General features: G+C 45.2%; 18 protein-coding genes. 8 read left to right on the top strand and 10 right to left on the bottom strand.

What is annotated here, in order from left to right; translation table 11 throughout:
* Positions 1 to 5 precede the first annotated feature (5 nt).
* The 10 genes from M1F05_RS17235 to M1F05_RS17190 all read right to left on the bottom strand — a co-directional run bounded on the left by M1F05_RS17235 (position 6) and on the right by M1F05_RS17190 (position 8,570).
* Positions 6 to 518, bottom strand: a complete 513-nt coding sequence (locus M1F05_RS17235; protein WP_206083618.1) for a cupin domain-containing protein — start codon at positions 516 to 518, stop codon at positions 6 to 8.
* Between the two features lie 26 nt (positions 519 to 544).
* On the bottom strand, positions 545 to 1,825 hold the full coding sequence (locus M1F05_RS17230; protein WP_206083619.1) for an MFS transporter: 1,281 nt from the start codon (positions 1,823 to 1,825) through the stop codon (positions 545 to 547).
* Between the two features lie 18 nt (positions 1,826 to 1,843).
* A complete protein-coding gene (locus tag M1F05_RS17225; RefSeq protein WP_206083620.1) occupies positions 1,844 to 3,058 on the bottom strand; it encodes an NAD(P)/FAD-dependent oxidoreductase in 1,215 nt (404 codons plus the stop codon).
* A gap of 1 nt (position 3,059) precedes the next feature.
* Positions 3,060 to 3,989 carry a VOC family protein gene (locus M1F05_RS17220; protein WP_206083621.1) on the bottom strand — a complete coding sequence of 310 codons (930 nt, stop codon included), beginning with the start codon at positions 3,987 to 3,989 and terminating at the stop codon, positions 3,060 to 3,062.
* Between the two features lie 107 nt (positions 3,990 to 4,096).
* Positions 4,097 to 4,873 (bottom strand): IclR family transcriptional regulator, encoded by a 777-nt coding sequence (locus tag M1F05_RS17215; RefSeq protein ID WP_206083622.1) that lies wholly within the window; start codon positions 4,871 to 4,873, stop codon positions 4,097 to 4,099.
* A gap of 32 nt (positions 4,874 to 4,905) precedes the next feature.
* Positions 4,906 to 5,661: an SDR family oxidoreductase gene (locus M1F05_RS17210; RefSeq protein ID WP_206083623.1), complete on the bottom strand. Its 756-nt coding sequence runs from the start codon at positions 5,659 to 5,661 to the stop codon at positions 4,906 to 4,908.
* Positions 5,654 to 6,694 (bottom strand): aromatic ring-hydroxylating oxygenase subunit alpha, encoded by a 1,041-nt coding sequence (locus tag M1F05_RS17205; protein ID WP_206083624.1) that lies wholly within the window; start codon positions 6,692 to 6,694, stop codon positions 5,654 to 5,656. The genes M1F05_RS17210 and M1F05_RS17205 overlap by 8 nt, the downstream gene beginning before the upstream one ends.
* 54 nt (positions 6,695 to 6,748) lie before the next feature.
* Positions 6,749 to 7,057, bottom strand: coding sequence for a recombinase-like helix-turn-helix domain-containing protein (locus M1F05_RS17200; protein WP_206083625.1), 309 nt, complete (start codon positions 7,055 to 7,057; stop codon positions 6,749 to 6,751).
* A 2-nt stretch (positions 7,058 to 7,059) separates the two neighbouring features.
* The gene (locus tag M1F05_RS17195; protein ID WP_206083626.1) at positions 7,060 to 7,374 is read right to left on the bottom strand and encodes a non-heme iron oxygenase ferredoxin subunit; all 315 of its coding nucleotides are present in this window, start codon (positions 7,372 to 7,374) and stop codon (positions 7,060 to 7,062) included.
* A 266-nt stretch (positions 7,375 to 7,640) separates the two neighbouring features.
* Positions 7,641 to 8,570: an MBL fold metallo-hydrolase gene (locus tag M1F05_RS17190; protein ID WP_206083627.1), complete on the bottom strand. Its 930-nt coding sequence runs from the start codon at positions 8,568 to 8,570 to the stop codon at positions 7,641 to 7,643.
* Between the two features lie 460 nt (positions 8,571 to 9,030).
* Here M1F05_RS17190 and hypF point away from each other — a divergent pair, with 460 nt between their 5' ends.
* From hypF to hypA, 8 genes are all read left to right on the top strand, one after another.
* Positions 9,031 to 11,307, top strand: a complete 2,277-nt coding sequence (gene hypF, locus M1F05_RS17185; RefSeq protein WP_206083629.1) for a carbamoyltransferase HypF — start codon at positions 9,031 to 9,033, stop codon at positions 11,305 to 11,307.
* Between the two features lie 605 nt (positions 11,308 to 11,912).
* A complete protein-coding gene (gene hybO / locus M1F05_RS17180; RefSeq protein ID WP_206083631.1) occupies positions 11,913 to 13,031 on the top strand; it encodes a hydrogenase 2 small subunit in 1,119 nt (372 codons plus the stop codon).
* A gap of 2 nt (positions 13,032 to 13,033) precedes the next feature.
* Complete coding sequence (gene hybA, locus M1F05_RS17175) at positions 13,034 to 14,020, top strand: hydrogenase 2 operon protein HybA (RefSeq protein WP_206083633.1); 987 nt, start codon at positions 13,034 to 13,036, stop codon at positions 14,018 to 14,020.
* Positions 14,004 to 15,191 carry a Ni/Fe-hydrogenase cytochrome b subunit gene (gene hybB / locus M1F05_RS17170; protein WP_206083634.1) on the top strand — a complete coding sequence of 396 codons (1,188 nt, stop codon included), beginning with the start codon at positions 14,004 to 14,006 and terminating at the stop codon, positions 15,189 to 15,191. Before hybA ends, hybB begins: the two co-directional genes overlap by 17 nt.
* On the top strand, positions 15,188 to 16,891 hold the full coding sequence (gene hybC / locus M1F05_RS17165; RefSeq protein WP_206083635.1) for a hydrogenase 2 large subunit: 1,704 nt from the start codon (positions 15,188 to 15,190) through the stop codon (positions 16,889 to 16,891). Before hybB ends, hybC begins: the two co-directional genes overlap by 4 nt.
* Complete coding sequence (locus M1F05_RS17160) at positions 16,891 to 17,385, top strand: HyaD/HybD family hydrogenase maturation endopeptidase (RefSeq protein ID WP_206083636.1); 495 nt, start codon at positions 16,891 to 16,893, stop codon at positions 17,383 to 17,385. The genes hybC and M1F05_RS17160 overlap by 1 nt, the downstream gene beginning before the upstream one ends.
* Positions 17,378 to 17,863: a hydrogenase-2 assembly chaperone gene (gene hybE, locus M1F05_RS17155; RefSeq protein ID WP_206083637.1), complete on the top strand. Its 486-nt coding sequence runs from the start codon at positions 17,378 to 17,380 to the stop codon at positions 17,861 to 17,863. The genes M1F05_RS17160 and hybE overlap by 8 nt, the downstream gene beginning before the upstream one ends.
* Positions 17,863 to 18,204: a hydrogenase maturation nickel metallochaperone HypA gene (hypA, locus tag M1F05_RS17150; RefSeq protein WP_206083638.1), complete on the top strand. Its 342-nt coding sequence runs from the start codon at positions 17,863 to 17,865 to the stop codon at positions 18,202 to 18,204. Before hybE ends, hypA begins: the two co-directional genes overlap by 1 nt.
* Positions 18,205 to 18,266 lie beyond the last annotated feature (62 nt).

Raw genomic sequence — 18,266 nt, 5'->3', positions numbered from 1 at the left:
TCCTGTTATCCGCGTTTCACTTTTGATAGTGGGTGGTCTTCTGGGTATGTTGGGATAGCGGGTTTTTGTGTCCCAATCATCACACACATTAAGGCCTCCTCTTCCCCGTGATTGAATAAGCCGCGGTAAATTCCCGCAGGGACAGAAATCAAATCACGTTCTTTTAATACCGTTTCATATTCTTCATCACCGTCTTTGATAAACAGCGTGATGGTGCCTTTTAGCATGAAAAAAACTTCTTCAACGTCAGGGTGCAAGTGCAGTGGCCCTTCACACTTAGCGGGTAAGACCATGGTGGAAAAGGTGAAGTTTTCTGCAGGAACAGTATTTACATCGCTTGCGACTCCTGTTGCGCCAGTGCCGATATAACGCATTTGTGCGCGGCGATATTTCGGGTCGTAATCGGCTTGGAATTTCAATGCGTTCCAATCGTATTTGCGCCCTTCAAGGCGGGCTACTCGGGATTCAATCCACTGTGCCATTGGGATCCCTTGTGGTTTGATTTGAGGTTGTGACATGGCGTTATCTCCTAAAAAGGCAGTGTTTAGTATTTTTTCAGTAAGGGGAGCAATAACAAGCTACCCACTAAACCAATAATGACGATAAATAACAGCCCACTATCCATAGTGTGGGTAACGGTAATCAACACACCCATTAATAGCGGTGCGGCAGCGCCAGCAAGGTTTCCAAGGCCATTGAATATCCCACCAGCAAGGGCACTGACTTGTTTTTGTGTTGCTTTAGCGAGTAATGCGAAAATGTTAGGAGCACCAGCTCCCCACATAAACATGCTGAATGCCATCATTAAAATGATGCTGTAGGTCTCAGTGAGGAACAGCACGCCCGCCAAACCAAGCACGGCACCCAACAACGAGATAAAACACACTAAGGCTCTGCGGTCGTAGCGGTCAGAAAGCCACGCGCCAATTGCTTCACCAAACAGCATGGCAATGAATGGGAGGGAAGAGAGGATCCCTGCGTGTTCCAAGTGAATGGATTTCCCTTTAATTAAGTAGCTTGGTAACCAGCCATTCATGCCCCAGAGATAGACTAAAAACGCAATGTTGAATATGCAGATAATCCAAAAATGGCTATTTTGAAATAGGCGTTTTTTATGAGCTTTCATTTCTGCAATTTGTTCTTCAGGTCGTTTTTCCCCTGATGCTGTTTTTAACTGAGCACTCCGATTGACCAAATTTGGGTGGCGAATTCCGAAGACCACCAACCACCACACGGGCACGGTAAAGGCTGCCATGACGAAGAAGGTACTTTGCCAGCCAAAATTATTTAATAGATACAACGAAATAGGGAAACCTAGTGCTGCACCTAGCGGAGTGCCCAGCAACCAGAGCATCGTGGCTCGAGCCTGCATTTTGGGCGGGAAGGTGCGGCGGATAATGGCATAGGCGATGGCTAACAATGGCCCTTCGGCTATGCCGAGTAATACGCGTAGGAAAACCATGGTGCCATAATGGTGGGTAAATCCCATAAAGATCATTAAGAAGCACCAACTGCTGATCATAAATAACAACATTTTTGTGGGGTGAAAGCGGTCACCAATCCCACTCAGTAACATGGATGAAACGCCATACGCGAATAAGAAAGCGCTCATCAATAAGCCTAAACGAGTGGGATCAAAATCGATCCCCAGCGCTTGTTGGAACTTTTCGTCTGAAAACAGTGCAGCGATGCTAATTTTGTCGAAAAATGCCAGTAAAACGCAGGAAAATAGGCCGATTGGGATCAGCCAGTTCACTTTTTCTGGTGTATCCTGCGTACTTTGTGCATTTTCATTGGCGGGTATCGTGATACTTTGATTTGCCATGTTTTTTCCTCGCTGGCACTATTTAAGTGACATTAGTGAAAATGTGGGGTCGGCAAGCTCTGAGGGAACCAATTTACGCTGGCTTTGCAACCAACGTTTACCCAGTTTGATCGCGCGAGCATCATTAAACGCCACCATTTGAACCAATTCGTTAGCTTCATTTAATGCAAAGTGAACCTCTGAATTTTCGCTGTGGCGTTGGATGTGTTGCAGAGTCTGTGTGCTCGGGACTCCTAAAATTTGTATGTTGTCTTGGTATTGATCAGACCAAAGCCAAGCGGGTTCATTAAACCCTACGGATTGCGGGTTAAGCATCGCTTTTGCTGTGGTGATGGCTTGGTTTTGCGCATAAGCCCAAGATTGCAAACATAAAGAAAGTGTTGGGTGGCATGCAACGTCCCCCGCGGCGTAGATGTCAGGGTGGGAGGTTTGCCCTTGAGCGTCGATCACGATGCCATGTGTGACCGTTAACCCCGCATCTTTTGCGAGCTCAAGGTTGAGCTCAACACCAATCCCCATAACGGCAAGGTCAAAGGACTGAGTTGGGTATTTTTGACAACCGATTTGTAAAGCGTCGTTGTCATCAACCAATTGAATATCGCCACAATCTGTAATGACCTGTACGCCAGCCTCATGATGGCGCTGCGCTAATGCGTCGGAGACACTTTGCGGAACACTGCGCTCACACAGACGGTTTTGGCGTTCAAAAATCGTCACATCAAGACCCATTTCCCGTGCAGAAGCTGCGACTTCTAAGCCAATCCATCCACCGCCAATGATGGCAATTTTTTTTGCGGATAAGAGGCTGGAGCGTAGTGCTTGGGCATCATCCCATGAGCGTAGGGCAAATACGTTAGGGTGTTGTTGCCATGCTTTTGATAGATAACGAGGACGGCCACCTGTTGCAATAAGCAGTTTATCAAAGCTAACTAACCGCCCATCATTGAGATAAACACACTTAGCTTGCGCATCAATTCGCTCGGCTCGAATGGGTCGAAACCACTGCAGGTTCAATGCTCGGGTATCATCTTCACTAAATAAACGCGATAAAACAGCGTCTTCTTGCGTGAGAACTGCTTTTGACAGTGGAGGACGTTCGTAAAAATCGTGGTTTTCATCACTGATCACCGAAATAGTGCCTTGATAGCCTTGTTCTCTGAGCGTTTTTGCAGCCCAGCCACCAGCTTGGCCACCGCCAATAATGACAATACCGCCTTGAATTAGAGTGCTCATCTTATGACTCCTTGGCGGGTTTAACTTGGCGGCGTGTTTCATAATCTAAGCCACCTTCAACCGCCCATTCGGTAAATGAAACCAGTGAGTGTTCCAGTTCCCTTGGCTGCCATTTTTCCGTGAGGTAGTCGTCGTTGGTGTAGTATTCGAATGCGCCGCCCGTTGGGCTATTGACGTACCAAAAATAAGCGGACGAAATCGGGTGGCGACCTGGACCAATAAAGGTACTCCAATGATGGCGGTTCATAGCTAAGCCCCCACCAATCACCTCGTGAATATCCCGAACAGTAAAGGCAACGTGGTTCAAGCCACTGCCGCGATGCGGTAACTTGAGTAAGAACAAATTATGGTGGCAGCCATTAATTTGAGCGCGTAGGAAAACGGCGCGATCGATGTAGCGATCCGAAACTTGGAAACCTAGCTTTTGGCAATAAAATGCTTCTGTTTCAAGGAGGTTATCAACAAAGAAAACAACATGACCCACGTTAATAGGTGTAGCTTTTTCATAAATTGGGCTAGGTTCATCAATGCGGCGAATGTCTCCCCATTGATTGATACCTGTGACGTCGAGTTGGACGTCTTTTTGTTGTGAAAGGCAAAAAGCGACAGTCATGCCATTAGGATCGCGGCATTGTGCGCCAGAAGATGTTCGCTCAAATCCATCACATTCCTGAATATTATCAATAAGTTGATTTAGGTTAGTGAGGTTCTCAACGCCCCATGTAATGCGCCTTAAGGTTGATCCCGTTTCAAAAGGTGCAGGAAGGGAAGCATCATCAAGGGGGAATAATGCCAGCTCGGCGCCTGATAGAGTGGTAAACACGTTTGGATTATTGTTAGAAACATGTAAGCCAAAGTCATGTAAAAATTTTTGGCAGGCTTTAAGGTCTTCAACGCCAAATTCTAATTTTTCTATTCCAATCACTGACATAGCTTAATCCTCTGTAGGTTGGTGTTATTGCCTGATACGTTTTTTGGGCAAAGGAAAGCCGAGGCTTATGGCAATAAACCGAAAAATGGGTAAGTTTTTCGCTAACGCTAAATCACTTTGGCTGGGATGATGCCGCCAATAAATTCAGTTAGCTTTTGTGCTGCACTGCGCACTTCATTTTGCAAATATTGGCGCTCCTGCACAGGGATGCTGTCCATGGGAACCATGATACTGATTGCCGCTTCGACCCCATTGTCTTGGTTGTAAACAGGATAAACAATGGAGGAGATGCCACGGCGATAAAATGATTCACCGATAACATAACCCCGCAGTTTGTCAGCTTGGATCATGTTCCAGAATTCGTGTTTGCTGCCCGCGTTATCAGGTAGCTCTTCATCAGGGTAAAGAGCATCAAATTCTGTAGAAGAAAGCCCGCTTAATAGCATTCGCCCTAAAGATGTTCGATGAGCTAATAAGCGTGTGCCGACGCTGACATGGTTAATTTTTGATTCCGCACCGCTGACGCGAGCGATGTAAATAATGTCTCGGCCATCGCGAATTACAAGATGGCTATTGCACTGGCTTCGGTCTCGCAAATGTTCAATAATCGGTTGGCCTAATTGGGTTAAATCAAGAGAGGCGATATAACCGAGACCAAGGCTAAGTACTTTGCGACCAAGTGAAAATGCCCCTGTTCTCGGGTGTTGGACAAGGAAATCCAAATGTACCAAGGTTTGTATCGCGCGATAAGCCGTGGCTTTAGGCATATCGACTAAGCGTAGGATTTCGGCAAACGTGAGCTCGCGGTGCTGCTGTGCGAGCAAGAGAAGAAGTTGCAATCCTTTTTCCAGACCAGGTATCAAGTACTTACATGTTGAATTCAATGCCTTAACCTCGCCGCCCACGCGGTCATCAATTAGTTAAATACAAAGCCGCCGTTGACGGGGATGAGCTGCCCCGTCACAAAATTAGCCATATCAGAAAGCAAGTACAATGCAGTACCAGTGACATCTTCAGGTAATTGCTCCCCTTGTAAGGCGCGACCATTTTCATAAAGCTGGTGGCGTTCTTCAGGGACATATTCAGTGGCTTCAACTTTTGTCAGCCCTGGCGCGATCGCATTAACGCAAATGCGGTGTTGGCCTAACTCACGGGCCATTGAGCGAGTCATACTGATAATTGCCCCTTTACTGGCGACATAGGCCATTAGCCTTGGCGCCCCCCAAAGGGCAGTATCAGACGCAATATTGACGATTTTTCCATGTTGGCTTTGCTTTAATAGCGGTAACGCCGCTTTTGTTACCAGCCATGTTCCTTTGACATTTACAGTCATGACGCGATCCCAAAGCTCAAGATCGTATTCATCTAAGGCTTTCCCCCCCACGCCAGTCGCAAGAGCCGCATTGTTGATCAACCCATCAATGGCACCTTGTTGGGAGATGTGTTCAAAGGCTCGGCGAATAGAGGCGGGATCAGCAAGATCGATACAGTAACTTTGTGCATCAAACCCTTGGCGGCGCAATGTTTCGGTACTTTCTTGCAAACGTTCTTCAAGAATGTCGCACAGAATGACCTTAGCGCCTTGTTCTGCGACGGCTTGGGCAAAGCTAAAACCCAGCCCCCTTGCTGCGCCAGTGACCACAATACGTTTTCCCGCCAATAGGTTATGCATTTTCAGTTTCCTTACTGTAAATCAGTTCAAACTGTTTTTTGGCTTCACGCTGCATGATGCGACGAAGACGGGATAAACCGACATCGTGTTGATAGAGAAACTCATGGTTACGTGCATTTGGTGCGAGGTTTTCTAAAATAATGCGGTCTTGCTCTAACACATCCCAATGCAGCCCCTCTAAGCGGTTACGGTACATAAAGCGCCAGAGATCGCGTTGCCAGTCTTTGACTTTACGAATTCGCCAGAAGAATACGCGGCAGTGATCTTTATCTTCTGGAACGACCATGCCGATGATCCAAAAGTGCCCACCTGGTCCAAAACGTTTTTGATATGGGATGGATAAACGAAGCCAGTTTGCACCTGTGCTGGCAAACTCCACCCAGTCGAAGTTGACACCAATTTGATCATTCTTACGAAAAATAAAACCCGTTTGAGTGGCTTCAAGGATCATCTCAGACTGTTTATCCCCTTCAGCCATGGAGTGTGACGAAGAGTGTAAATAGGTGCCATGCATCGGATCCATCACGTTTTCAAGGGCATACTGATAGTTGCATTTCCAAGATGCAGTGCAGAGGAAGTGGCTGTGGTTTTCGTTATCGGCTAATTCTTCAGGGAATTCAAGCGCTGGCGGCGTTTCCCCTTCAATCACAGCAAAATAGAGGAAAATCGCACCGTGAACTTCCTGAACTGGGTAGGTTTTTAAGCATTTTTGGCCTTCAAGAGGGCATTGGCTAACCGCTGGAACGTCCTTGACAATACCATCTCCGCCTACTTCAACGCCGTGGTACCAACAAGCAATGCGCTCACCAAGGTTCCAGCCCATGGATAAACGTGCACCGCGGTGAGGGCATCTATCTTCTAAGGCATGAATTTGGCCTTTATCATCGCGCCATAAGACAATTTGCTCTTCAAGGCGAGTGATGCCGATGGGATTACTGCTAACTTCCCAGCTTGATAATACGGGGTACCACTGTCCTCGTAGCCCCACATCTAAATACGCTTGATAGTTTTGAGGTTGTGTATTCGTTGTCATAATTTGCTTCCGATTATCAAAGGTTATTTTTATTTTTGTATAAATTACAAAGTATTAATATCCATTAACGAGCAAAAATTCGCGGAAACTGCTGGATGTCCATGCGTGACCTTGCCGGTCAAATAATTGTTGTTGGTTTAAAGCTTCAACGAGGGCTTCGAGAGTTTCCGTTCCTGATGCAAATAAATTTTCTAATGCGGCGATCAACGCTGTTTCGTATTCATCTGGAAGTCGCGATCGTGTTTGCCAGACAATATTTGGCGCACTTCCAGGTGCTTGAATACTCCCTTTTCCACCTTCTCGTGCAGGAATAATTTGGTTATTTGCCGGGAGGTAAGGATTAATATTTTGAATCGGTTCCATGTTTACTCCTCAATTAAGCTAATTTCGATTTGGTTTTCATGAATGCGAGTTTGATAGGTTTTTAAATCTCGACCACCAGGTTCTCGCAGACATTTTCCTGTTTTGATATCAAAGATGGCTTCATGTAGGGGACACTCAACTTTTCCATCTTCAACAAACCCTTGGCTGAGTAGGGCATAAGCGTGAGGACATACATCTTCTAAAGCGTAATATTGGTCTTCAACCAAAAAAATACCGATTTCGTTGTTATTAACTTTGGCTGAAAAGGGAAATTCTTCTTGAACTTGTGAAACATCGCACACAGCAATCCAGCTCATTTTTTTCTCCTCTTAATACGCAGTAACATTTTGTTTCATATACGAAACGTTGTTTATTATTTAAAACCAGATTAAATGTAGGGGTGATTAATAGTCAATCGAATGTTGACTATATGTAAAATATTCGTTTCAAAATGTGGGGTGTGTCGAGCTTATTGCGTTGTTTAGTTTCATATAAGAAACAGAAGGGGATTTATCAGCGATTGTGTGAGTTAATATCAGAGCCAATCATAGCCACAAGGTAGCCTGTGGCTATTTTGGTTACATTATTTTAATTCAAACCGTTGTAAGTCTTTACTTACGGTGACTGGGCCAGAGTATTGCTTTCTAACCTCCTTGATCCAAACTTCATCAGTAATCGATGGGTCATCTGCGGGAACAAGGTGGGTGAGTACCAAATGTTTTACATTGGCTTCCTTCGCGATTCTACCGACCTCTTCTGCGGTGGTGTGATGGGAAATAATCGCTTTTGCAAGGGTCGAGCCATTGCCAATTCGGTTTGCTAAGTTTTCAACGCCAGAAACCAGCACGACTTCACTGACTAAAAGGTCGGCATCTTTGGCAAATTCAGTAATTTGTTTATTATCAATCATATCACCCGTGATAACGACGGTTTTCCCCTCTGATTGGATTTTATAGGCCAGGGCTTCATCGGAATTAAAAGGGGGATGGGGCACAAACAACGCACTGATTTTTACACCGTCTTTATCAACAACGACACCTTCAGAAATATCTTTGGCGGTGACCATATTACGTAAATCAGGTTTGCCTTCATCTTTAATACGTAAATCAATATCGCGCTTAAAGGTGTCCCAAACACCTTTGGTCATGCTCTCTGTACCCACTGGACCATACACCGTAACAGGGTGGTTTAGCCCACTGTTCCATGCATTTAATAATAACGCAGGGTAATCGGCAACGTGGTCACTGTGCAGGTGAGTAATAAAAATTGAGTCGATATTTTTTAGCGGGGCTTTGGATTGAACTAAGCGCAAAGTTGCGCCGTATCCTGCATCAAAAAGATAGGTTTTATCCCCTTTAATAAATGCTGTCGATTGCGGTAAGCGAGCTTCACTTAATATGGATGGCCCACCTTTTGTTCCAAGGGTAATAATTTCATCGGCATTAGCTAAAGAACTTGAACCGAATAATGCCGCCGCGAGAGATAGAGAGATAAACAGTGGTTTGATTTTCAAAATAGTACCTCTTTTTATTATTAATGAATTTACACGGGTATTGAATAATTATAATTAAAATCTATATGTTGCTAAATTGTTAACATGTGAATGAGCTTACTTTTGTTTGGGTGATGTGACTATCGTTCTTTAGGATTAATTATAAGGTTTTTTATTTAACCTATTAATAACAGTGAGTTAAATGACATTGGAATTCTACGGTTATATAAACTGACTTTATTATTTAATTAAGAAAGAGAGTTTATTTAATAATGCAATTTAAATTAGATTTAAAAACTAATAGGAATGAGTTTATTAAGTTTTATTAATTAGAGTTATTGGAAATATAATGAATCAACGAATTTAGCGATGTAATTCCCCATATTTTCTTATGTGTATCCCACCTTTTTTTGATCTCACGTGAAGTTTTTTGAGGCTGTTAGCGGGAAAATAGCTTCTATTGAAATAAGAGGGTGTGCAAGTGAGCAACGGAATACAGCTTCGGGTTAAAGGTAAAGTACAAGGGGTGGGTTTTCGTCCCTATGTTTGGCAGTTGGCACATCAGCAGCAGCTGTATGGGGATGTCTGTAATGATGGTGAAGGGGTATTAATCCGCCTACTCGCAAATGCAGATATCACTAAATTTAGCCAATTATTACAACAACACTGCCCTCCTTTAGCGCATATAGAGAGTATTCAATCACAGTCTTTTCAGTGGGATGTTTTTCCCGATGAATTTACCATTCGCCGTAGTGGCGAAGGGAAGATGGATACGCAAGTGATCCCCGATGCGGCAACTTGTGATGCTTGTCAGCAAGAGATTTTTGACCCTACTAATCGCCGTTTTCATTATCCATTTGCCAATTGTACTCATTGCGGGCCGCGCTTTACGATTATTCGCCATATGCCTTATGATCGCCCAAATACCGCGATGGCTGATTTCCCGTTATGTCCTGAGTGTTTGGTGGAATATCAATCCCCCGCGGATAGGCGTTTTCATGCGCAGCCCAATGCGTGTGCTGTATGTGGACCTGAAATTAAGCTCAGTGATGCTTTCGGGCTGACGGTGGCGGAGAAGGAAGGGGCGCTAATATCGGCATCGCAATATTTACTCATGGGTAAAATTATTGCCATTAAGGGGTTAGGTGGTTTTCATCTTGCTTGCGACGCAACGGATGACCATGCAGTGCAAGCGCTACGCATGCGTAAACATCGCCCAACAAAACCATTTGCGGTGATGATCCCGTCTTTAGATTGGTTAAAAAACCAAGGGGTGAGAGTGAGTGATGGGCTAGCCTCATTGCTAAAAAGCCCCGCAGCGCCGATCGTTTTAATCAAGCAGTGGAAAAACAGCGGTCTAAGCCAGTTTGTCGCCCCCCATTTGACTGAGTTAGGGGTGATGCTGCCTTCAAATCCCTTACAGCATTTATTAATGGCGGAAGTAAAAAAACCGTTAATCATGACGTCAGGGAATGCATCTGGGAAGCCCCCTGTTCTTACAGAGCAAAATGCGTTCAAGGATTTAGCTAATATTGCCGATTTTTACCTGACGCATAACCGCGATATTGTGCAACGTGCTGATGATTCTTTAGTTCGTTATCACCAAGGCGAGGCTGAAATGTTACGCCGTGCTCGTGGGTATGTACCTGATTCTGTAGATTTACCTGAAGGGTTTGAAAACTCCCCCTCTATATTAGGGTTAGGGGCTGACCTGAAAAATACGTTTTGTTTACTGCGCGATAAAAGCGCGGTATTAAGCCAGCACCTTGGGGATTTGGACGACTTAGATATTTTTGAGCAATACCAAAGTTCGATTGATTTGTTTGAGTCAATTTACCGTTTTACACCAACTGCATTGGTTGGGGATATGCACCCAAACTATGTCAGCCATCGCTTTGCTAAGCAACTATCTGCACAGTTAGATATTCCCTTTGTGCAAGTTCAGCACCATCACGCCCATATTGCGGCCGTTATGGTGGAACACGGTTTGCCAAGAAATACAGATAAGGTGATTGGTTTAGCACTTGATGGGTTAGGTTTTGGTGATGACCAACGTCTCTGGGGTGGGGAATGTTTACTCGTAGATTATACATCCAGCCAATATTTAGGTGGGTTGCCCGCGGTCGCTTTACCTGGAGGCGAAATGGCGGCAAGGCAACCTTGGCGTAATTTATTGGCTCATTGGTTACAGTTTGTTCCCAACTGGCAACAGCAATCAGATGCAATTCAACTTCTTGAGTTCCCTTGGCAAGGACTGGAAAAGGCTATCGAACGCGGGCTCAACTGCCCAACGGCGTCTTCCGCGGGGCGGTTATTTGATGCTGTTGCTGCTGCCCTGGGTATTTGTACGGTACAAACGAGTTGGGAAGGTGAGGCCGCGTGTCAGCTTGAAGCGCTGGCGATGAACTCTGAGGTTATGACACACCCAGTGACGATGCCATTAGTTGGTCAACACCTTGACTTAGCGACATTTTGGCGTGAATGGTGTGCTTATCAAGCGCCTAAAGCACAACGCGCCCATGCGTTTCATGTCGCATTAGCAAATGGGTTTGCGCAGCTTGCGAAAACATCTGCCCAGCAATATGGCATTAAGACAATCGTGCTATCGGGGGGCGTGATGCATAATAAATTATTACGAAATTTATTAATGAATAATTTAAATGAATTTGAGGTATTAACGGCAAGGCAGTTCCCGATGGGGGATGGTGGATTGGCATTAGGGCAAGTGGCGATAGCCTCAGCAAAATTAAAGCGTTAGCCAATGAGGAATATTGCAAGGCCTTTAGAGTGTATATTAGGCTGATTTTTGTATATTTTAATTTTTAATTAAAATATTCTTTTTTTGATATTGATTCTTATTTAGATAATTAATAATTATATTAATGGATTGGTTATTAATAATACTCTAATTTCGTTTAATTAAAAGATAAACAAATAATGAATTCCTATATATCAATGATAATTAATGAAATTTATATTTAAATTAATGTGATATATAGCGCATTATTGAATAATAAACGATGGAGTTTTATTTCAGGTATCACTTTTACCTCCCAGTAACTGAATCGATTTTTCTAACAAATATATAAAAAAGATGAAATTTCTTATTTCCTCTTGATGAAGATCAAGTGATTAAAAATCGGTAGGAATAGGATCCTATTTTATATATATGCACCAGGTTACTTAAATAAGAATTTATTTCATTAAGCTCAGTTTTGTTGTCAATTTGAATTGCAATGATACAAGCGTAAGGCGTAAGCGTATTTAGCACGTCGGGTTTTGTGGCATTTCTAACGCAAGGATAATCAACGAAATTTGTTTAATGAATAGGTTCTAAGCCACCCATAATAATAGGAAAAAAGAATGATAGGAGATAACTCTATTAATTCTCCTCACGGTATTAACCGCCGTGATTTTATGAAGTTATGTACAGCGTTGGCAGCAACGATGGGGCTAAGCGGGAAAGCAGCGGCCCAAATTGCTGAATCTATTAGCGACCCAGCTCGTCCGCCTGTCATCTGGATTGGCGCACAAGAGTGTACGGGTTGTACCGAGTCCCTGCTGTGTTCTACCCATCCAACCCTCGAAAACTTAATTCTGGATACAATTTCACTGGAATACCATGAGGTGTTATCTGCCGCTTTTGGTGAACAAGTTGAACAGAATAAGCATAATGCGATAGAAAAATACAAAGGAAAATATGTTCTTGTCGTTGATGGTTCTATCCCGCTGAAAGACAACGGTATTTACTGCATGGTTGCAGGGAAACCGATTGTTGAGCATATCCGTGAAGTGGCTGAACATGCCGCCGCCGTGATTGCAATCGGTTCTTGTGCCTCTTGGGGCGGTGTTGCAGCGGCGGGTGATAACCCAACGGGCGCTGTTGGGCTAAACCAAGTTATCAAAGATAAGCCGGTGATTAATATCCCAGGTTGCCCGCCAAATCCACATAACTTCCTTGCGACCGTTGCCCACTTAATTACGTTTAATCGCCCGCCAGCACTGGACAGCAAAAACCGTCCAATGTTTGCTTATGGCCGATTAATTCACGAGCACTGCGAGCGCCGCCCTCATTTTGACGCAGGCCGTTTTGCCAAAGAGTTTGGCGATGATGGTCACCGTGAAGGTTGGTGTTTATATCACTTAGGCTGTAAGGGCCCTGAAACTTACGGCAACTGTTCAACATTGCAGTTCTGCGATGTTGGCGGTGTATGGCCTGTGGCGATTGGCCACCCTTGTTATGGCTGTAACGAAGAAAACGTCGGCTTTCACAAAGCGATTCACCAACTTGCGAGTGTGGAAAATCCAACGCCACGGGCGGATAAACCTGATTTAAATAACCGTGAAGGCGGGCAAATATCATCAACCGCCGTTGGCTTAATTGGTGGTGTTGTGGGGTTAGTCGCTGGGGTGAGTGTGATGGCGGTACGTGAATTAGGTCGCCAAAAACGCCAGCAAGACCATGACTCACGGGGAGAATAACCGTGAATAGACGAAATTTTCTTAAACTCTCCGCAGGGGGAGCGCTCCTTGCGGGCAGCTCACCAAGCTTGGCGGGAGCGGAAAACCGACCGCCAATTCCAAACTCCCTTGGCATGCTGTACGACTCAACTTTGTGTGTTGGGTGCCAGGCCTGCGTGACAAAATGCCAAGATATTAACCACCCAGAGCGTAATCCTGTCGGGGAGCAAACATGGTCGAACAACGACAAGCTTACCCCATACACCAACAACATTATTCAGGTCTGGAGTAGCGGCACGGGGGTGAATAAAGATCAGGAAAAAGACGGCTACGCCTACATTAAAAAGCAGTGTATGCATTGCGTTGACCCAAATTGCGTCTCTGTTTGCCCTGTTCAAGCACTGAAAAAAGACCCGAAAACGGGCATCGTTCATTACGATGCAAGTGTGTGTACGGGTTGCCGTTACTGCATGGTGGCGTGTCCGTTCAACATTCCAAAATATGCTTACGATGATAAGTTTGGTGCTATCCATAAGTGCGAGCTATGTAATCAAAAAGGTGTTGAGCGTTTAGATAAAGGCGGTTTACCTGGCTGTGTGGAAGTGTGCCCAACTGGGGCGGTGATTTTCGGTACGCGGGAAGAGTTGCTCGCCGAAGCAAAAAAACGCTTAACACTCAAAGTGGGGGATGAATATGGCTTCCCACGTCAAACCCTGCATAGTAATGATCCAAATGTCATCAAAGTGCCGAAGTATGAAAACCATGTGTATGGCGAGCTTGAAGGCGGCGGAACGCAGGTCATTGTGCTCTCTGGCGTGCCATATCAACATCTTGGCTTGCCTGAATTAGAGCAGCTTTCGACAGGTGCGCGCTCTGAATATGTTCAACACACGCTATACAAAGGCATGGTGTTGCCGTTAGCGGCGCTAGCAGGGCTGAGCTTCTTGGTGTATCGCAATACCAAGAATGACAAACACGAAGGAGATGACTCAAATGACGACGCATCATAAAGAAAAGCCGCTAGGCGGGCGTTTAGTCAGTTGGCCAATTATGGTCTTTGGGCCATTGGTGTTGCTTTGCGTCATTCTGATTATCAAACGTTTAGTTTTCGGCTTAGGTTCGGTTTCTGATCTTAACGGCGGTTACCCGTGGGGGATTTGGATCGCCTTTGACTTGCTGATAGGGACAGGTTTTGCCTGTGGTGGCTGGGCACTGGCGTGGGCGGTGTATGTGTTTAACCGCGGAGAATATCACCCACTGGTTCGCCCTGCATTACTGGCCAGTTTATTTGGTTACTCCCTAGGTGGTTTATCCATCACTATCGACGTGGGGCGTTACTGGAATTTGCCGTATTTTTATATTCCAGGCTTCTTCAACACCAATTCGGTGCTGTTCGAAACCGCCGTGTGTATGACGATTTACATTGGTGTGATGGCGTTAGAATTTGCCCCAGCCTTGTGTGAACGTTTTGGCTGGAAAGTCTCATTAAAACGCTTGAATAAAGCGATGTTTTTTATCATCGCATTAGGGGCATTGTTACCAATGATGCACCAATCCTCAATGGGATCATTAATGATTTCAGCGGGATACAAGGTACATCCAATTTGGCAAAGTTATGAAATGTTGCCGCTGCTCTCGCTGTTGACCGCGTTTATTATGGGTTTCTCGATTGTCATTTTCGAAGGCTCATTGTTGCAAGCTGCCTTAAAAGGGCAGGGGGCAGATGAACGGCCACTGTTTGTGCGGCTAACGCAAATTCTGCAAGTGCTTTTAGTGTTGTTCTTAGTGTGTCGATTTGGCGAGTTGATTTATCGCGAAAAACTGCACCACATCTTTAATGGCGACTTCTACGCCATGATGTTCTGGATAGAAACCGTGTTAATGGTGATCCCATTAATTATTTTCCGCATGCCATCGCTACGAAATGATTCGCGTTGGTTATATATCAGCGGATTAAGCATGTTAATCGGGGCGGCAATGTGGCGAATGAGCTATTCCCTTGTCGCGTTTAATCCTGGGGGCGGTTACGACTACTTCCCAACATCAGAAGAACTTTTAATTTCAATGGGTTTTGTGGCAATTGAGGTCTGCGCGTATATCTTGCTGATCCGCCTACTACCCGTTATTCCAGCATTGAAAAAAACAACGATGAGCCATTCAGAGGCCCGAGGTAAAGCATGAGCCAACGTATAACAATAGATCCAGTCACTCGTATCGAAGGTCACTTACGCATTGATTGTGAAATTGAAGATGGAAAGGTCACCAAGGCTTGGGCTTCAGGCACCATGTGGCGCGGTATGGAAGAAATCGTCAAAGGGAAAGACCCTCGTGATGCATGGATGATTATGCAGCGTATTTGTGGGGTTTGTACCACTGTTCACGGCATTGTATCTGTACGTACCATTGAAAGCGCTTTGAATATTGATGTGCCCGTTAATGCGCAATACATCCGTAATATGATTTTAGCGGCGCATACCATTCAAGACCATATTGTCCATTTTTATCAATTATCGGCGCTAGATTGGGTAGATATCACCTCCGCGTTAAATGCAGACCCAAATAAAGCAGCAGAAATCCTCAAAGGGGTTTCCACATGGCCACTCAATAGCGCAGAAGAATTTACTCGCGTACAAGACAAAATCAAAAAACTGGTGGCGAGCGGGCAATTAGGGATTTTTGCGAATGGTTACTGGGGTCACCCAGCGATGAAATTGTCGCCTGAAGTGAACTTGATTGCGGTTGCGCACTATTTGCAAGCCCTTGAATGCCAACGGGATGCAAACCGCATTGTGGCATTGCTTGGGGGTAAAACACCACACATCCAAAACCTCGCCGTGGGCGGTGTCGCGAACCCGATTAACCTTGATGGCGTGGGTGTTCTTAACCTTGAGCGTTTAATGTATGTGAAATCCTTTATCGACCGTTTAGGGGATTTTATCGAGCAGGTATACAAAATCGATGCAGCAGTGATTGCAGCGGGTTACCCAGAATGGTTAGAAGTCGGCCAAGGGGCGAAGCATTACATGTGTATGCCTGAAATGCCGATGGACGGCAAAAATGGCAGTTTCTTATTACCGGGTGGCTACCTCGAAAATAGCGATTTCAGTACCTATCGCCCAATTACCAGCCACATGGACGAGTATTTGATCAACGGTATCAAAGAAAGTAGCAAGCATGCGTGGTACAAAGAAAACGAGCCACAAGCACCGTGGGAAGGCACTACAAACCCTGACTACACAGGTTGGGACGATGACGGTAAATATTCATGGGTGAAAGCGCCGACCTTCTATGACAAAACCGTCGAAGTGGGGCCATTAGCGGACTTACTGTGCAAGCTGGCGGCAAAACACGAGCCAACGGAAAAACATTTTAACGATGTGGTGAACCTGTATCAAACACTGACGGGTAACAGCATTGGTATCGATCAGCTGCACTCCACCCTAGGCCGTATTATTGGTCGTAGCGTGCGTTGCTGTGTGCTGAATGAAACACTGTCAATTCAGTGGCAAGCACTGGTGGATAACATTGGCAAAGGCGACTTTACTACCTTTGTAAAACCAAATTTCCCAGAAAACGCAACGATTAAAGGGGTTGGATTTGGGGAAGTACCTCGCGGGCTGCTTTCACACTGGGTAGTTATCAAAGACGGTAAAATTGAAAACTATCAGGCTGTTGTGCCATCTACATGGAACTCTGGCCCACGTAATTTCAATGACGAACCAGGCCCTTATGAGCAAGCGTTGGTAGGAACGCCTGTTGCTGACCCAACTAAACCACTTGAGGTAGTGAGAACCATCCACTCATTTGACCCATGTATGTCTTGTGCGGTGCACATTGTGGATCCTGAGGGTGGGGAAGTCACTAAGGTTAAGGTGCTGTAATGCGAATTTTAGTCTTAGGCGTTGGCAATATTTTGCTGAGCGACGAAGGGATTGGCGTGCGCATTGTTGAAGCATTGGAAGAACGTTATCACTTGCCTGAATGTGTGGAAGTGCTTGATGGCGGTACTGCGGGAATGGAATTGATCGGCCCAATGGCCTCCCGTGACCACTTAATCATTGCAGATGTGGTGTTATCGAGCCAGCAACCTGGCTCGTTATTAGTGTTACGTGATGGCGAGGTGCCTGCGTTGTTTACCCGTAAAATCTCCCCTCACCAGCTAGGATTATCTGATGTGTTATCTGCTCTGCATTTAACGGATGAATTTCCACAACGTTTGACCTTAGTGGGCGTCGTACCTGAGTCCTTAGAGCCACACATTGGTTTAACCGCAACAGGGCAAGCTGCGTTAGAGCCTGCATTGCAAAAAGTGGTAGACGTGCTGCGAAGTGAAGGTTTGGAAATTACGGCAAAAGAAGAGAGTTTACATGCCTGATGACATTAACGGTTATCAAAGTAACCCACGGCCTCTCGTTGAGGCCGCATTTGAACGGGTGGCGGAGCAATCGATGCACGATTTGTCTTTTCTCCACCCCTCGATGCCCGTCTACGCCAGTGAGTTCGCTTTGTTTGAAAATCAATGGGTTGGTGCGGTTATCACCCCGTGGATGCTCAGCGCCCTCATTTTACCTGGGCCTGACCAGTATTGGGAGCAGCGTACTGTCGGCGACAAAATTGGCTTGATTTTACCGTATGGGGAAATGACCTATACCGTTGGGGAACTTGACGGACTAACACAATATTTAGCCTGTTCGTTAATGTCGCCATTAGATAAAAGTTTGAGTCCTGAGCAAGGTATTCACCTTGCGGATGATTGCCGCCGTATTTTGCTGTCGCTGCCAGTAAGTGACCCAAATGTACCTCAATCGCCAGCACGCCGCGCGTTATTTGAACGCCACTTGAAGGAAGCATAATGCATGAAGTTTCATTGTGCCAAAGCACACTCGAAATAATTGAACAGCAAGTCAAGCAAAACGCCGTGAAAAAAGTCACGGCAGTTTGGTTAGAAATAGGTGCGCTTTCCTGTGTTGAAGAAAGTGCATTTCGCTTTTGTTTTGATATCGCTTGTCGCGGTACTGTCGCGCAAGGTTGCCAATTGCATATGGTGCATCGTCCCGCACAAGCTTGGTGCTGGGATTGCAGTGAAATGGTGGAAATTGATAGCCACCAATCCGTTTGCCCACAATGCCAAAGTTTGAATTTAAAAGTGGAAAGTGGCGATAGCTTGCGCATCAAAGAATTAGAGGTCGAATAGTTTTCAAAGTGACTTTGAGGTGCATCAACCTTGCGATTTTGATTATGTATTAATCTAATTTA

It is taken from the genome of Providencia sp. PROV252, assembly GCF_033676005.1.
GTDB lineage: Bacteria > Pseudomonadota > Gammaproteobacteria > Enterobacterales > Enterobacteriaceae > Providencia > Providencia vermicola.
The sequence above is the reverse complement of the archived record's forward strand: the minus strand, read 5'-3'. Positions and strand labels throughout refer to the sequence as shown.

What these genes read in the sequence shown, in the direction of transcription:
- M1F05_RS17235 (WP_206083618.1), bottom strand. Translation starts at nt 518, where the DNA reads ATGTCACAACCTCAAATCAAACCACAAGGGATCCCAATGGCACAGTGG.
- M1F05_RS17230 (WP_206083619.1), bottom strand. Translation starts at nt 1,825, where the DNA reads ATGGCAAATCAAAGTATCACGATACCCGCCAATGAAAATGCACAAAGT.
- M1F05_RS17225 (WP_206083620.1), bottom strand. Translation starts at nt 3,058, where the DNA reads ATGAGCACTCTAATTCAAGGCGGTATTGTCATTATTGGCGGTGGCCAA.
- M1F05_RS17220 (WP_206083621.1), bottom strand. Translation starts at nt 3,989, where the DNA reads ATGTCAGTGATTGGAATAGAAAAATTAGAATTTGGCGTTGAAGACCTT.
- M1F05_RS17210 (WP_206083623.1), bottom strand. Translation starts at nt 5,661, where the DNA reads ATGCATAACCTATTGGCGGGAAAACGTATTGTGGTCACTGGCGCAGCA.
- M1F05_RS17205 (WP_206083624.1), bottom strand. Translation starts at nt 6,694, where the DNA reads ATGACAACGAATACACAACCTCAAAACTATCAAGCGTATTTAGATGTG.
- M1F05_RS17200 (WP_206083625.1), bottom strand. Translation starts at nt 7,057, where the DNA reads ATGGAACCGATTCAAAATATTAATCCTTACCTCCCGGCAAATAACCAA.
- M1F05_RS17195 (WP_206083626.1), bottom strand. Translation starts at nt 7,374, where the DNA reads ATGAGCTGGATTGCTGTGTGCGATGTTTCACAAGTTCAAGAAGAATTT.
- hybO (WP_206083631.1), top strand. Translation starts at nt 11,913, where the DNA reads ATGATAGGAGATAACTCTATTAATTCTCCTCACGGTATTAACCGCCGT.
- hybB (WP_206083634.1), top strand. Translation starts at nt 14,004, where the DNA reads ATGACGACGCATCATAAAGAAAAGCCGCTAGGCGGGCGTTTAGTCAGT.
- hybC (WP_206083635.1), top strand. Translation starts at nt 15,188, where the DNA reads ATGAGCCAACGTATAACAATAGATCCAGTCACTCGTATCGAAGGTCAC.
- M1F05_RS17160 (WP_206083636.1), top strand. Translation starts at nt 16,891, where the DNA reads ATGCGAATTTTAGTCTTAGGCGTTGGCAATATTTTGCTGAGCGACGAA.
- hybE (WP_206083637.1), top strand. Translation starts at nt 17,378, where the DNA reads ATGCCTGATGACATTAACGGTTATCAAAGTAACCCACGGCCTCTCGTT.
- hypA (WP_206083638.1), top strand. Translation starts at nt 17,863, where the DNA reads ATGCATGAAGTTTCATTGTGCCAAAGCACACTCGAAATAATTGAACAG.